This window comes from Rhizobium pantanalense, from assembly GCF_030182525.1.
In the GTDB taxonomy this organism is placed as follows: Bacteria; Pseudomonadota; Alphaproteobacteria; order Rhizobiales; family Rhizobiaceae; genus Rhizobium.
In genome coordinates this window covers 1,230,060-1,243,606 of the sequence record NZ_JAQJCH010000001.1, presented here as the reverse complement: position 1 = coordinate 1,243,606, position 13,547 = coordinate 1,230,060, and the positions used below count along the sequence as shown (strand labels likewise).

At 59.2% G+C, this 13,547-nt stretch carries 15 protein-coding genes; 11 read left to right on the top strand and 4 right to left on the bottom strand.

Translation table 11 applies throughout. From position 1 onward, the window contains the following. Positions 1-11 precede the first annotated feature (11 nt). From purS to PH558_RS05875, 4 genes are all read left to right on the top strand, one after another. Positions 12-254, top strand: coding sequence for a phosphoribosylformylglycinamidine synthase subunit PurS (gene purS, locus PH558_RS05890; RefSeq protein ID WP_069613006.1), 243 nt, complete (start codon positions 12-14; stop codon positions 252-254). A 103-nt stretch (positions 255-357) separates the two neighbouring features. After that, positions 358-1,029, top strand: coding sequence for a phosphoribosylformylglycinamidine synthase subunit PurQ (gene purQ / locus PH558_RS05885; RefSeq protein ID WP_285202659.1), 672 nt, complete (start codon positions 358-360; stop codon positions 1,027-1,029). Between the two features lie 121 nt (positions 1,030-1,150). Continuing rightward, a complete protein-coding gene (locus PH558_RS05880; protein ID WP_095435004.1) occupies positions 1,151-1,558 on the top strand; it encodes a hypothetical protein in 408 nt (135 codons plus the stop codon). Positions 1,559-1,640: 82 nt separating this feature from the next. After that, the gene (locus PH558_RS05875; protein ID WP_285202658.1) at positions 1,641-2,174 is read left to right on the top strand and encodes an AAA family ATPase; all 534 of its coding nucleotides are present in this window, start codon (positions 1,641-1,643) and stop codon (positions 2,172-2,174) included. A 38-nt stretch (positions 2,175-2,212) separates the two neighbouring features. Here PH558_RS05875 and PH558_RS05870 read toward each other — a convergent pair whose 3' ends face one another. After that, entirely contained in the window at positions 2,213-2,458 is a 246-nt protein-coding gene (locus PH558_RS05870) for a DUF1127 domain-containing protein (RefSeq protein WP_285202657.1), read from the bottom strand. A 105-nt stretch (positions 2,459-2,563) separates the two neighbouring features. Between PH558_RS05870 and PH558_RS05865 the strand changes: the two genes are divergently transcribed. From PH558_RS05865 to PH558_RS05850, 4 genes are all read left to right on the top strand, one after another. Then, positions 2,564-3,982 (top strand): aminotransferase-like domain-containing protein, encoded by a 1,419-nt coding sequence (locus PH558_RS05865; protein WP_095435007.1) that lies wholly within the window; start codon positions 2,564-2,566, stop codon positions 3,980-3,982. A 123-nt stretch (positions 3,983-4,105) separates the two neighbouring features. Further along, positions 4,106-4,714 (top strand): acyloxyacyl hydrolase, encoded by a 609-nt coding sequence (locus PH558_RS05860; RefSeq protein ID WP_244575202.1) that lies wholly within the window; start codon positions 4,106-4,108, stop codon positions 4,712-4,714. Positions 4,715-4,884: 170 nt separating this feature from the next. Beyond that, positions 4,885-7,116 (top strand): phosphoribosylformylglycinamidine synthase subunit PurL, encoded by a 2,232-nt coding sequence (gene purL / locus PH558_RS05855; protein WP_285202656.1) that lies wholly within the window; start codon positions 4,885-4,887, stop codon positions 7,114-7,116. Positions 7,117-7,131: 15 nt separating this feature from the next. Next, the gene (locus tag PH558_RS05850) at positions 7,132-7,365 is read left to right on the top strand and encodes a BolA family protein (RefSeq protein WP_004108912.1); all 234 of its coding nucleotides are present in this window, start codon (positions 7,132-7,134) and stop codon (positions 7,363-7,365) included. Here PH558_RS05850 and PH558_RS05845 read toward each other — a convergent pair. Then, the gene (locus tag PH558_RS05845; protein WP_285202654.1) at positions 7,351-8,550 is read right to left on the bottom strand and encodes a hypothetical protein; all 1,200 of its coding nucleotides are present in this window, start codon (positions 8,548-8,550) and stop codon (positions 7,351-7,353) included. The two genes, PH558_RS05850 and PH558_RS05845, sit on opposite strands and share 15 nt — an antisense overlap. Positions 8,551-8,766: 216 nt before the next feature. Beyond that, the gene (locus PH558_RS05840; RefSeq protein WP_095435010.1) at positions 8,767-9,069 is read right to left on the bottom strand and encodes a hypothetical protein; all 303 of its coding nucleotides are present in this window, start codon (positions 9,067-9,069) and stop codon (positions 8,767-8,769) included. 387 nt (positions 9,070-9,456) lie between these two features. Here PH558_RS05840 and grxD point away from each other — a divergent pair, with 387 nt between their 5' ends. From grxD to PH558_RS05825, 3 genes are all read left to right on the top strand, one after another. After that, entirely contained in the window at positions 9,457-9,792 is a 336-nt protein-coding gene (grxD, locus tag PH558_RS05835; protein ID WP_047633128.1) for a Grx4 family monothiol glutaredoxin, read from the top strand. Between the two features lie 140 nt (positions 9,793-9,932). Then, entirely contained in the window at positions 9,933-11,165 is a 1,233-nt protein-coding gene (locus tag PH558_RS05830; protein WP_095435011.1) for a multidrug effflux MFS transporter, read from the top strand. 13 nt (positions 11,166-11,178) lie between these two features. After that, a complete protein-coding gene (locus PH558_RS05825) occupies positions 11,179-12,462 on the top strand; it encodes a multidrug effflux MFS transporter (protein WP_113229759.1) in 1,284 nt (427 codons plus the stop codon). Positions 12,463-12,584: 122 nt separating this feature from the next. Here the strand turns inward: PH558_RS05825 and PH558_RS05820 are convergent, their stop codons facing one another. Beyond that, positions 12,585-13,514 carry an adenylate/guanylate cyclase domain-containing protein gene (locus tag PH558_RS05820; protein ID WP_285202651.1) on the bottom strand — a complete coding sequence of 310 codons (930 nt, stop codon included), beginning with the start codon at positions 13,512-13,514 and terminating at the stop codon, positions 12,585-12,587. Positions 13,515-13,547 lie beyond the last annotated feature (33 nt).

Sequence of the window (13,547 nt, the reverse complement as noted above, 5' to 3'; positions counted from 1 at the left end):
AAAGGACAATCGTGATCAAGGCTCGTGTAACCGTCACGCTGAAGAACGGCGTTCTCGATCCGCAGGGCAAGGCAATCGAAGGCGCGCTCGGCGCACTCGGCTTTGACGGCGTCCATCAGGTCCGCCAGGGCAAAGTCTTCGATCTCGAGCTTGAAGGCACTGACAAGAACAAGGCGGAAGCCGATCTCAAGGCCATGTGCGAAAAGCTTCTCGCCAATACGGTCATCGAGAACTTCAGCATTTCGATCGACTGATTGTCCTCTTTCGCGAGCCATTCTTCCTTTGTCTGAGGCAATGGAGTATGGCTCACGAAGCACTTCCAGCGATTATCCCTTTGCCTATTGCGGGAACAGCATCATGAAATCAGCAGTCGTCCAACTCCCCGGCCTCAATCGCGATCGCGACATGATCGCGGCTCTGACCAAGATTTCCGGCCATGCGCCCGTAACGGTCTGGCAGACGGAGACCGAGATTCCGGATGTCGACCTGATCGTCATTCCCGGCGGCTTTTCCTACGGCGATTATCTGCGCTGCGGCGCGATCGCGGCCCGCATGCCGATCATGCAAGCGATCAAGGACAGGGCCGACAAGGGCGTCAAGGTTTTGGGCGTTTGCAACGGTTTCCAGATCCTTCTGGAAGCCGGCATGCTGCCGGGCGCGCTGATGCGCAACGCTTCGCTGAAGTTCGTCTGCCGCGAAGTGAAGCTGGAAGTCGTCAATGCCGAGACCGAATTCACGGCCGCCTATGCCAAGGGCCAGGTCATCCGCAGCCCCGTCGCACATCACGACGGCAATTATTTCGCCGATGCCGAAACGCTGAAGGCGATCGAGGACAACGGCCAGGTGGTTTTCCGCTATGCTGAAGGCACCAATCCGAATGGCTCCGTCAACGACATTGCCGGCGTGATGAACGCCAAGGGCAACGTGCTCGGCATGATGCCGCATCCGGAAAATCTGATCGAAGCTGCCCATGGTGGCAGCGATGGCCGTGGCCTCTTCGCCTCCGCGCTTGGCGTGGTCGCAGCCTGATAACGGCCATCCCACTATCGGAACCATAAAATCGGCGTCTTTGCATAGAAAAGCAGGGCGCCGCAAACCGACCCGGTACACTTTAGCAGACCAGCCTAATCGCCTCATTGGAAAGAGATTGATGCGCCCTCGCCTCCTGACAGGACTTTATTCCGCCGCTGCCATCGCGATGCTTGGTCTGTTGGTCACCTCTTGTGGCCCGCGTCCACCGAGCATCATCGCGACCGATCACAGCGCCCTGTCGACGATGGAGCGCATCATGCTCAATGCCAATGCCTGCTGGTTCAAGTCTTCGGATCCGGCTTTCGCTAGCTATCAGCTTGCTCCTGAGCTTAACTCCTTCACCGGCCGTCCGCGCATCCTCGTGGTCGACAAGAGACATCCGACCGGCCGGCCTTCGCTCGTCGTTCAGGCGGAAGGCAATCCCGCGCAATTGCAGGCCTTCGGTCCGATGATGGCAGGCGCCTCCGGCGGCCGCATCACAGGCGACGTCAACCGTTGGGCTGCCGGCTCGAAGGCTTGCAGCTAGGCTGATGACCTGAGGCTTTCCGCTTCATGCGGAAACCTCGCAGCCAACGCATGACGTGCCCTCATAATCAGGGATCATTGTCATGGACAGATTTATCATTCTTTCGGGCTGCTCCGGCGGCGGCAAATCGACGTTGCTGGAGGCGCTCAAACGACATGGTCACTACATCGTCGAGGAGCCGGGCCGCCGCATCGTCATTGAGGAGCTGCAAGGTGACGGTTCGGCCCTACCATGGGTCGATGCGCCGGCATTTGCCCGTCGAGCGATCGCCATGTCGCTGACTGACCGCGAGGAAGCGGCGCAATTATCCGGCTTGGTCTTTTTCGACAGAGGTTTGATCGATGCCGCATCGGCGCTCGAACATTTGACGGGCGAACCGGCCCTGGCTTCGCTCGGCCAATTGCACCGCTACAACCGACATGTCTTCCTGACGCCGCCATGGCCGGAAATCTATGTCGGCGACCGCGAAAGAAGGCACGATTTTACGGCAGCGGTTGCGGAGTATGACCGGCTGACTGCCGCCTATCCCGCGCTCGGCTATGAAGTCCATATCCTGCCGAAAATCGGCGTCGAGGAGCGGGCCGATTTTGTTCATTCCGTTCTGGGCCTCAGTTAGACGCCAGACAGCTTGATGCCCATATTGGCTCAGCCTACTCAATCCCAGAAGAATGACTTACTGACTTCCTTTGCCGCCTCGCGACGCGTCAGGCCGATGTCGTGTAACTGATCATCGGTCAGATCTCTTAGAACACGCCGTCCCTCGCGCTTCTCCAGCCAATCCCGATAGGACGCCCAGAGCCGGCGCAACATATGCGGCCTTGGCTGCGCCGCTCTAATTCCCACGCCCGCCGCGCAGGGGTCTCCCGCTTCGGTCGAACGGATTGTAGTCATTGTACTCATCTTCATTTCCACATGATGGTGACAATTTTGATGCATCGAGCCAAACGATGCAAATTGACTCATACTCTTGACTCGATGACGGGGACAATCTAGGAAATTGTCATTATGACAAATTGGCTTCCTGACATTTCTAGCGGAACCGGCCCGGTCTATATCCGCGTCGCCGACGCCATCGAACACGCGATTACCCATGGCGTCTTGCCGCCTGGCACCAAGCTGCCGCCGCAGCGCAATCTCGCCTATGATATCGGCGTGACCATCGGCACGGTCAGCCGGGCCTATGCCCTCGTGCATGAACGCGGTCTGGTCGCCGGCGAAGTCGGTCGCGGTACCTATGTTCTGGAACGTTCGAACGGCAAGCAGATCGAACTCGTGGATCCGATCACCCAGGCGCTTGCCGGCACCCGCGGCCTGAATACGCCGGATGCCAAGATCCGCTTCGATACGACCGCCGCTCCCGACATCGGCCAGGGCGTGATCATCGGCAAGCTCTTCGCCGACATCAGCAGTGAGCACCAGACGGAGATCTCTTCCTATTCAAGGAACTTCCCGGCGAGCTGGTTTGAGGCAGGACAGATCTGGCTTGCCCGCAACGGCTGGCAGCCGGCAATCGAGACGATCGTGCCGACGCTCGGCGCCCATGCCGGCGCCATTGCCGTGATTTCCGCCGTCACCTCGCCGGGCGACAAGATCGTCTTCGAGAACCTGACCTATACGCAGATCAGCCGCGCTGCGCGCCTGCTTGGACGCCGCACGATCCTGGTGGATTCGGACGAGCACGGCATGATCCCCGAGGATTTCGAGCGGCTGTGCCAGCAGCAGCATCCGCGCCTCGCCTTCCTGATGCCGACGGCCCATAATCCCACTCTGGTGACAATGCCGGAATCCAGACGCCGGGCGATTGCCGCCATTGCGCGCCGACATAGCGTCTGGCTTATCGAGGACGATCTCTATGGCGGCATGACCGGCGACCAGAATCCGCTTATGGCCACCATTGCGCCGGAGCGAACTTTTGTCGTCAGCAGCCTTTCGAAATCGGTGACCGCTGGCGTGCGCGGCGGCTGGGTCGCCTGCCCGCCGCATTTCGCCCAACGCATCAAAGTCACCCATAAGATGACAACTGGCGGCCTGCCCTTCATCCTGGCCGAAACCTGCGCGCGGCTCGTCCTTGGCGGTCACGCATTGGAATTGCGTCGCAAAGCGGTCGAGGAAATCAAGGCACGCGAGCAGCTGGCGCGCGAGGCATTGGCGGGCTTTGAGTTCAATTCGCATCCGCATCTGCCATTCCTGTGGCTGAAGCTGCCCGAACCCTGGCTGTCTGGCACATTCAAGAACGCCGCCCTGACCGAGGGGGTGTTGATCGATGACGAAGACGAGTTCAAGGCGGCGCGAATCGAACGGGTTTTCCACAGGGTCCGAGTCGCCTTTTCGTCGCCCCCACAGCGAGAAGATGTTGCGGCCGGCTTCATGACATTACGCAGGTTGCTGGAAAACGGCTCGTCGGGATACGATAGTCACATTTAAGCAAGCCTTATCAATTTATCGACGTACATCTTGCGCAAATGCGATTTCGCCGTCTCGACTCTTAGCACGCTACCATTCTATCAATGAAGAATGAGGATTCGCCCGCCACACCAGGGGGAGTGCATGGCTATTGCAAGCTTTTTCAGCAAGCGTTTGGTTTCGAGTTTTCTGGTAATCAGTTCGGTATTTATTGCAGGTCAATCGGCCGCAACCGCTGCAGATACGGTGGCGGCTACTCCCGCCGCTCCAGTCAAGATTTTCGACGAACTGCGTTTCGGCGCGAGCGGCTCCATCCAGAGCGGCAACGAGCATGAAAGCGGTGTCTTCCCGGATGTTCAGGTACTTTTCAATCCGTTCGGCTATAATCCGACAGCGGATTGGAAGGATCAGCTGACGCATCCGCGTATCCACGTAGGCACATCGATCGGCACGTCAGGCTCCGCGACGCAGGTCTATGGTGGCCTTTCCTGGACGCTGACGCATAGCAACGGCATCTTCACCGAACTCGGCTTCGGCGGCACGGTGCATACGGGCAACCTGGACGACTGGCGAGAGCATGGCCCGATGCTCGGCTGCCGTCTGCTCTTCCACGAATATGCCGGCCTCGGCTATAATTTCGACAGCCATTGGAACGTGATGGCGCAGATCGCGCATTCGTCGCATGCCAATCTCTGTGATGGCCCCAATGGCGGCATGACGCGTGCAGGCGTCATGGTCGGCTACAAATTCTGATCTCGCACAACGGCCGGCGATGGCCGCACGCGTGATTTCTCCAGCATCAATGCCGGCGTGTTGTGAACGCCGGTGATTTTCCTATCGCACGACAGGGAGACTTGCGCTAAAGAGACCCCGATCCCTGACCGGTCTTCCAATCCTTTACAGGCAAGGACACTCGAGCGCCCATGACCATTTCCAATTCGATCCAGATCACCCCCGAACTGATTGCTGCCCACGGCCTCAAGCCGGATGAATATCAGCGCATTCTGGATCTGATCGGCCGCGAGCCTTCCTTCACCGAGCTTGGCATTTTCTCCGCCATGTGGAACGAGCACTGCTCGTACAAATCCTCCAAGAAGTGGCTCCGCACCCTGCCGACCAAGGGACCGCGCGTCATCCAGGGTCCGGGCGAGAATGCCGGCGTGGTCGACATCGATGATGGCGACTGCGTCGTCTTCAAGATGGAGAGCCATAACCACCCCTCCTATATCGAACCCTATCAGGGTGCTGCGACCGGCGTCGGCGGCATTCTGCGTGACGTCTTCACCATGGGCGCCCGCCCGGTCGCTGCCATGAACGCCCTGCGTTTCGGCGAGCCGGATCATCCAAAGACCCGCCATCTGGTGTCCGGCGTCGTGGCCGGCGTCGGCGGCTACGGCAATTCCTTCGGCGTTCCCACAGTGGGCGGCGAAGTCGAATTCGATGCGCGCTACAACGGCAATATCCTGGTCAATGCCTTCGCGGCGGGCCTCGCCAAGTCAAATGCCATCTTCCTGTCAGAAGCCAAGGGCGTTGGCTTGCCGGTCGTCTATCTCGGCGCCAAGACCGGTCGCGATGGCGTCGGCGGCGCGACCATGGCGTCGGCTGAATTCGACGAATCGATCGAGGAAAAGCGTCCGACCGTTCAGGTCGGCGACCCTTTCACCGAAAAGTGCCTGCTGGAAGCCTGCCTGGAGCTGATGCAGACGGGTGCCGTCATCGCCATTCAGGACATGGGTGCCGCCGGTCTCACCTGCTCCGCCGTCGAAATGGGCGCCAAGGGCGACCTTGGCATCGAGCTCGATCTCGACAAGGTGCCGGTGCGCGAAGAGCGGATGACGGCTTATGAAATGATGCTGTCGGAAAGCCAGGAGCGTATGCTCATGGTGCTCCAGCCGGAGAAAGAAGCCGTCGCCAAGGCGATCTTCGTCAAATGGGGTCTGGATTTCGCCATCGTCGGCAAGACGACGGACGACCTGCGCTTCCGCGTCATCCATCAGGGCGAGGAAGTCGCCAACCTGCCGATCAAGGATCTCGGCGACCAGGCTCCGGAATATGATCGGCCGTGGCGCGAGTCAGACAAGCGCGCCGCCCTACCGGCCGACCTCGTTGCCGCGCCGGAAGACTACGGTCAGGCTCTCATGAAACTCGTTGGCTCTGCCAACCAGTCCAGCCGTCGCTGGGTCTACGAGCAGTACGATACGCTGATCCAGGGTAATTCTTTGCAGCTTCCCGGCGGCGACGCCGGCGTCGTCCGCGTCGAAGGCCATCCAACCAAGGCTCTCGCTTTCTCGTCCGACGTTACACCGCGCTATGTCGAAGCCGACCCCTTCGAAGGCGGCAAGCAGGCCGTCGCCGAATGCTGGCGCAACATTACGGCAACCGGCGCCGAGCCGCTGGCCGCGACCGACAACCTGAACTTCGGCAATCCGGAAAAGCCTGAAATCATGGGCCAGTTCGTCGGCGCCATCAAAGGCATCGGCGAAGCCTGCCGCGCGCTGGATTTCCCGATCGTCTCCGGCAATGTCTCGCTCTACAACGAAACCAATGGCGTCGCGATCCTGCCGACCCCGACCATTGCCGGCGTCGGTCTCCTTCCGGACTGGAAGGCGATGGCGCGCATCGGCTCCGCCTCCGAAGGCGACCGCGTGCTGATGATCGGCCTCGACGGCAGTCATCTCGGCTCGTCGATCTATCTTCGCGATATCATCGGCTCGACGGATGGCCCTGCTCCGGAAGTCGATCTCTTCGCCGAACGCCGCAATGGCGATTTCGTCCGCTCCGCCATCCGCAATGGCCAGGTCACGGCCTGCCACGACATTTCCTCAGGCGGTCTCGCACTCGCTCTGGCAGAAATGGCGATGGCATCCGGCAAGGGCTTGCGTATCGATCTCAGCGAAGGCCGGACGCCGCCGCATGCAGCACTTTTCGGGGAAGATCAGGCCCGCTACGTCATCGCTGTTCCGGCCGATGTCGCCGATTTCGTCTGCATCAACGCGGAAAGCGCCGGCGTACCCTTCCGCCGCCTTGGTACGGTTGGCGGTGACGCACTCGTCGTCGATGGCCTGTTAACGCTTCCGGTTGAACAGTTGCGCGAGGCGCATGAATCGTGGTTTCCTGCTTTCATGGACGGCAGCGCGCTCGCTGCCGCGGAATAAATCGAGGTACCACTCATGCCCATGAACCCCGGCGATATCGAAGACATGATCAAGGCCGGCATTCCCGGCGCCAAGGTGACGATTCGCGACCTGGCCGGGGATGGCGATCACTATGCCGCCGAAGTTGTCGCGGAAGCCTTCCGCGGCAAGAGTCGCGTGCAGCAGCACCAGATGGTCTATGATGCCCTGAAGGGCAATATGGGCGGCGTGCTGCACGCCCTTGCGCTGCAGACGTCAGCGCCCGACTGAGAGCGCCTGCGCCGCTTCGCCGGAGTTGAAGCTCAGCTCCGGCAATCTCTTCACCGAGAATTCAGCGAAATCCGCAGCCGGCAACGGACCGGCAGTCATCAGCGTGAAATCGAAAAAGGCCCTGAGATCGGGACCGAGCACATATTGCCGGTGAACCCGAAGGAAATCGCGCTTGATCTTCTTGTAATGCTTCTCCGAGAGCATCTGCTTGAAGCGGATGAACAGGATCGAAGCCTGTGGGGCATCCTCATGCCCGCAAACAGCGGCGACTTTGGTCTTATAAAAATGGATTGCATCGGTCAGACAGTGAACGTCGAGCCAGAAGATGTTCTTGCAGCGAGCGATCAATCCCACACGTGAGCGCAGCACCTTTGCCGGTCGCATGAGAGCACATTGCAGGATGGCACTGCCAAGGGTCGTAAACACCACGCGTTTGCCCTGTAGCAGGTCCGGCTCGCGCTCGAGCAACAGACCGACCACGTGAGCGGCCACGGACGAGCCCATGCTATGCGAGGAGATGACGAATTCTTCCACGTCTGGCTCATCCAAGGCTTGCCGGACGCTGACGGCGCTCGCTTCCAGCCATTGTTCCGCGCCTATTCCGTTCAACCCCGCCATCGCGACTGCCATTTCCCAGTCGGAGAAGAGATGCAGAGTATGCAGCTTCTCGGCCTGCGGCAGGAAGACATAAACGAAGAAGGCGACCGCAAGCGCGATACTGCCGATATGGCTCCAGGCCGGCAGTCCGAACAGGATCGGCGTAAACGCGATCGACAGGCTGAGAATCAGTCCCACGAGCATCAGCAGAAAGGGAAAGATGAAGAACAGGCCGAAGCGCCACGCATGACGGAAATAGCCGGCCATACCGCCGGAAATGGCAACCATTGCAGCAGCGAGATAGCCCTGGATGAGCCGCGTGAAGAACGGCCTGCCGCTCAGGACGGCAACCAGATCGTTATGATCGACGATATGAATGCGGCTTTGGGTATGCCAATCCGCAGCCGTTGCCGTGACATCGAAATACGATGCCCTGCCAAAATTCTTCAACTCTCCGACCGACGCGGAAAAATCCCAGGTGGCGGCGCTCTGCCGGGCGGAGCGCTCATAACGAGCCCGATGTGCGGCAGCATCCAGCGGCTCGAAGCCAGGGAAGTGGAGAACCACCCTCTTGTTGATAGAATTCATATTGTAGTCTGTCCCCGGGGCGCCAGTAGCACTGATGAAATCTGAAAATCAGCCTAGACCATGGCCTGCTGGCTTTTTCATGGCAGACCGCAACAAATCGTCCAAAAACAAAAACATAGCGTCAAACGTTTATAATCGCGTCAACCGCATGACGGGCGCACAAGCCCCCCGCCGGCTCGTTTGCTGTGCCGAGGGTAAAATCCGAATTCCGACATATCAGCATTCCCGGCGCGGATATGGCGAGATATCGGCACAGGAGTCCGGCGACGGCGCAGTTATGATTTTCTCGGCGGCCGGCGGCGTGGTCGATTGCGGCGTCGTTGCGGTGGAGGCCCGATAACCGAAAGCGATGCTCAGAATGAGCACGATAGCACTGACGGTCACGGTACTGTTCAGAATCGATGCTCGTGGTGTGCGCACATGCTCGTAATATTCCCGCTCGCCTTCGCTCGTATCTTCAGAGCTATAAAATTCCCGCTCTTCACCAACTTGCCCTTCGGAATAGTGATGGTGGCTCATGGAGTCCGCTCCCTCAAGAAATATGCGAATGCAATGCCGACAGGGACCGATACGCGCCAAATCGCATCAATCGGCAAACTCTAACAAACATACCGTTGGTTTGTAAATTAGGTAGCATACTAATATTCATCGTCCCTTTTATTTCAAATTGATGTGTGTTGTTCAGACCCGGAGTTGAAGAGGCGATTTCAAAACGCACTGTTCAGAAAAGGCAGTCAATCGACACGTTTTGAACGTTCCTGTTAACGACTGATGCCGGAAATCCATTCATGCGATGAAAAAGACGGCACCTACGTTTTGCCGCTGGAAATCAAGCCGGGCGCTTGCTATTTAAGGGACAGATGTAACGCTGCGGGCCTTGACCCCGCATGTGAAAGGAACTGGACAATGAGCGGCATTCAGGAATTCATCGCCAACGAAGTTAAGAACAACGACGTCGTTCTCTTCATGAAAGGCACTCCCCAGTTCCCACAGTGTGGTTTCTCCGGCCAGGTGGTCCAGATTCTCGACTATATCGGCGTCGATTATAAGGGCATCAATGTCTTGGCCGACGCTGAAATCCGTCAGGGCATCAAGGACTATTCCAACTGGCCGACCATTCCGCAGCTTTACGTAAAGGGCGAATTCATCGGCGGCTGTGACATCGTGCGCGAAATGTTCCAGGCGGGCGAATTGCAGCAACACCTTCAGGAACACGGCATCAGCGTTCGCGGCGCCGCCTGACCGGGCACCGGGCTCCCCGTCCGGTTTCCATAGTTCAATTTGATCGATAAGGCGCTGCCGCCGGGCAGCGCCCTTGATATGTTTATGGGAATAAAACCGTGACGACTTCATCCCAGGCCATGTCCCATGGGCAACTGCCCATGGGCAAACGTGAGTTCATCGCACTCGCGGCCTTCCTGATGGCGATTAACTCACTCGCAATCGACATCATGCTTCCCGCGCTGCAGCAGATCGGTTCCAGCCTCGGCGTGATGAACGAAAACCATCGGCAATATGTCGTAACAGCATATCTGATCGGCTTCGGCTCGGCCCAGCTTATCTATGGGCCCCTGTCGGATCGCTTCGGCCGCCGCATGCCACTCTTGATCGGCATCACCATCTACGTGATTTCGGCATTCGGCATTGCCCTCATCCCGTCCTTCGCCGGTCTGCTGGCGCTCCGCTTCATTCAGGGCCTCGGCTCGGCGGCAACCCGCGTCATCACCGTCTCCATCGTCCGCGACGTCTTCGGCGGCCGCCTGATGGCCGAGGTGATGTCGCTCATCATGATGGTTTTCATGATCGTTCCGGTCATCGCGCCGGGAAGCGGCCAGATCATCCTGCTGGTCAGCACCTGGCACATGATCTTCGTCTTCATCGGCGCCATGGCAACACTGGTCGGCCTCTGGATGTATTTCCGGCTTCCGGAGACGCTTAAGCCTGAAAATATCCGCCCCCTAACCGTCAGATCGGTTGCCGCCGGCTTCAAGATCGTTCTGACAGACCGAGTAGCACTCTGTTACACCTTGGCGAGCACTTTCCTGTTCGGGGCGCTGTTCGGCTTCATCAATTCCGCCCAGCAGATCTACAACAACATCTACGGCCTTGGCGTCTATACGCCGCTGGCATTCGGCGGCGTAGCGGCGTTCATGGCTCTGTCGTCTTTCGTCAACTCCCAGTTCGTAGGCCGGTTCGGCATGCGCCGGCTGTCGCACACGGCCCTGCTCGGCTTTGTCGCCATCACCTTCTGTTGGCTGCTGGTGCAGCTCTACGGGCCTGCGCCGATGCCATTCCCGCTGTTCATGGTCTTTTTCGCACTGGCCATGTTTCAATTCGGCTGGATCGGTTCCAACTTCAACTCTCTCGCAATGGAACCCCTCGGCCATGTCGCCGGCACGGCATCCTCCGTACTCGGCTTCATGAGCACGGTCGGCGGCGCATCGATCGGCGCTTGCATCGGGCAGTTCTATAACGGCACGGCGACACCGATGGTCATCGGCTATTTCACCGTTTCCCTCATCGGCGTCGTCTTCGTGCTGATTGCCGAAAAGGGAAAGCTGTTCCGCCCACACAACGCGCCGCCTCCGGCCGACCAGTCTCTCGCTTTACATTGACAGGCATATTCGAATGACGACCCCGCCTCAATCCCAGCAGCCTGCACAGTCCGGCTCCAGCCGCATCGGCCTGGGCATCGTGGAATTCATCCTCACGATTGCCCTGATGACGGCCAGCATTTCGATGGGCATCGACAGCATGCTGCCGGCGCTACCGAATATCGGCCAGTCGCTTCATGTTGCCAATCCGAACGACACCCAGCTCGTTATCGGCGTCTATTTCCTCGGTTTCGGCATCTGTCAGCTTTTCTTCGGCAGCCTGTCGGACACCTATGGCCGGCGGTACATCCTGCTCGGCGGTCTGGCCTTCTATACGGTGACCTTGTTTGCCGCAGCCTGGAGCGGCAGCCTGTTTGCCCTGCTGGCGATGCGTTTTGCGCAGGGCGTCGGCGCCGCGGCCGTGCGCATCACCACGCTCGCCATCGTCCGCGACTGCTTCGGCGGTCGCGAAATGGCCCGCGTGATGTCCTATATCATGATCGTCTTCATGATCATGCCGATGGTTGCGCCCTTCGTCGGTCAGATGATCGTCGCCTATTCGAACTGGCAGTGGATTTTCATTCTGCTCGGTATCGTCAGCGCCGGCCTTTTCCTGGTTGCCTTCTTTCGCATGAAGGAAACGCTGCCCGTCGAAGAGCGCCTGCCGCTCTCGGTCGCTTCCGTACTGTCCGGTTTCAAGACCGTGCTGACCAATCGCATCACCTGCGGCTACATGATCGGTCTGACGCTCTACACCGGCATCATCTGCGCCTACATCGTTTCTGTGCAGCAAGTCTTCGGCGAGGTCTACGGCCTCGGGGAAACCTTCCCGATCGCCTTCGCGGCAACGGCAGCTGGCACCGCCGTCGCGCAGTTCGCCAATGGCTATTTCGTGCGCAGCTTCGGCATGCGCCGCATTTCCCATGCCGCCATGATCGTTTTCACCGCTTTGGGCGCCATCGGCTACATCGTCGGCATGTTCGGCCAACCGAGCTTCACCTTCATTTATGTGCTGATCTCGGTGATGCTGATGATGTTTGCAGTGATCACCACCAATTGCATGGCAATCAGCCTCGAGCCAATGGGACATCTGGCGGGCACGGCAGCGGCCATCACCAGCTCGATCTCCACGACGGTCGGTGTCCTGCTCGGCGGCATTGTCGGCCAGATGTTCGACGGGACGGCACAGCCGCTGCTTGCCGGCTTCACGGTATTTGGCGCGCTGTCGATCGTCGCAACGCTGTGGGCGGAACGCGGGAAGCTCTTCACCCATCCCGGCGATACGCCGGCGCTGGAGCCGGGCATGGGGCACGTCTGAACGACGCGCATCCCTTCCTTAGAGAGCGGTTCAGTTTTTCACGGAATCTCTGAATCGCTCTATCTCTTTGTTTTCACGCGATTTCCGACGGAAAACCGCTGCGCACTTTTCCTGGAATTGCTCTAGACGCCGCTGCGCGGCCGACTGACCCAGCGTACCGCCGCAGCGATCGCAAGCCCGAAGAGCGGCCACATCGCCCATGGTGTTCCGTGCCAGGTGAAAAGGTTAATGGTAACGATCCCGATACCTGTGATGACAAGACTCGCGATCGCCATATCGATCTGCGGATTGCTACGGACGTAACGATACGCGTTAACCCATAAAATCGCGAGTATGGGCCATTTCGCCCAAAATTCGCCACCCCAGGTCAACCCATTAAGAACGGCAAGGCCGATGCACACGACTAGGGCAACACCATAACTCCGCCGCCAGTCCTGCGGCACGGATTCCCGCATCGCGGCTTCGGGCGCCCGCACGGGAGCTGGTTCGGGGGCCGACCGACAATCGGATGTGGTGTCGACAACCTGCACGCCGCCGATCCGCACTGCATAGCTTGGCACGCCGCCTTCGATGTTCTTGACCTCGAGCTGTCCGAGAAAATCGAAACCGACGGCCACCTTATTGCGGACCTGATCGTAGACCGTGTTGGAAATGACGATGCCACCCGGAGCAGCGCGCGACTGCAGCCGGGCCGCAATATTGACGCCGTCACCATAGAGATCGTCGCCATCGGCGATCACATCACCGAGATTGAGGCCGATGCGAAAGAGCATCTGCTTGTCGGGATCGGTCACCGCATTGTAGCCTGCAAGCTCGTTCTGCGTGTCGATTGCAGCGCGCACGGCTTCGACGACGCTTGGAAACTCGGCAAAGACGCCATCGCCCCAGGTGTTGATGACACGGCCGCCATGGGCTTCGATCAGTCGTTTCATCGCATCGCGGTAACGGCGAAGAGTGGAAAGCGTCCCCTCCTCGTCCTTCCCCATAAGGCGCGTGTAATCCTGCACATCAGCGCAGAAGATGGTGGTCAGCTTGCGGCTCGTCTCGGACATCTGTCTCATCCCCGCGGCAAGCACCGACCGAGG

What these genes read in the sequence shown, in the direction of transcription:
- purQ (WP_285202659.1), top strand. Translation starts at nt 358, where the DNA reads ATGAAATCAGCAGTCGTCCAACTCCCCGGCCTCAATCGCGATCGCGAC.
- PH558_RS05880 (WP_095435004.1), top strand. Translation starts at nt 1,151, where the DNA reads ATGCGCCCTCGCCTCCTGACAGGACTTTATTCCGCCGCTGCCATCGCG.
- PH558_RS05875 (WP_285202658.1), top strand. Translation starts at nt 1,641, where the DNA reads ATGGACAGATTTATCATTCTTTCGGGCTGCTCCGGCGGCGGCAAATCG.
- PH558_RS05870 (WP_285202657.1), bottom strand. Translation starts at nt 2,458, where the DNA reads ATGAGTACAATGACTACAATCCGTTCGACCGAAGCGGGAGACCCCTGC.
- PH558_RS05865 (WP_095435007.1), top strand. Translation starts at nt 2,564, where the DNA reads ATGACAAATTGGCTTCCTGACATTTCTAGCGGAACCGGCCCGGTCTAT.
- PH558_RS05860 (WP_244575202.1), top strand. Translation starts at nt 4,106, where the DNA reads ATGGCTATTGCAAGCTTTTTCAGCAAGCGTTTGGTTTCGAGTTTTCTG.
- purL (WP_285202656.1), top strand. Translation starts at nt 4,885, where the DNA reads ATGACCATTTCCAATTCGATCCAGATCACCCCCGAACTGATTGCTGCC.
- PH558_RS05850 (WP_004108912.1), top strand. Translation starts at nt 7,132, where the DNA reads ATGCCCATGAACCCCGGCGATATCGAAGACATGATCAAGGCCGGCATT.
- PH558_RS05845 (WP_285202654.1), bottom strand. Translation starts at nt 8,550, where the DNA reads ATGAATTCTATCAACAAGAGGGTGGTTCTCCACTTCCCTGGCTTCGAG.
- PH558_RS05840 (WP_095435010.1), bottom strand. Translation starts at nt 9,069, where the DNA reads ATGAGCCACCATCACTATTCCGAAGGGCAAGTTGGTGAAGAGCGGGAA.
- grxD (WP_047633128.1), top strand. Translation starts at nt 9,457, where the DNA reads ATGAGCGGCATTCAGGAATTCATCGCCAACGAAGTTAAGAACAACGAC.
- PH558_RS05830 (WP_095435011.1), top strand. Translation starts at nt 9,933, where the DNA reads ATGGGCAAACGTGAGTTCATCGCACTCGCGGCCTTCCTGATGGCGATT.
- PH558_RS05825 (WP_113229759.1), top strand. Translation starts at nt 11,179, where the DNA reads ATGACGACCCCGCCTCAATCCCAGCAGCCTGCACAGTCCGGCTCCAGC.
- PH558_RS05820 (WP_285202651.1), bottom strand. Translation starts at nt 13,514, where the DNA reads ATGTCCGAGACGAGCCGCAAGCTGACCACCATCTTCTGCGCTGATGTG.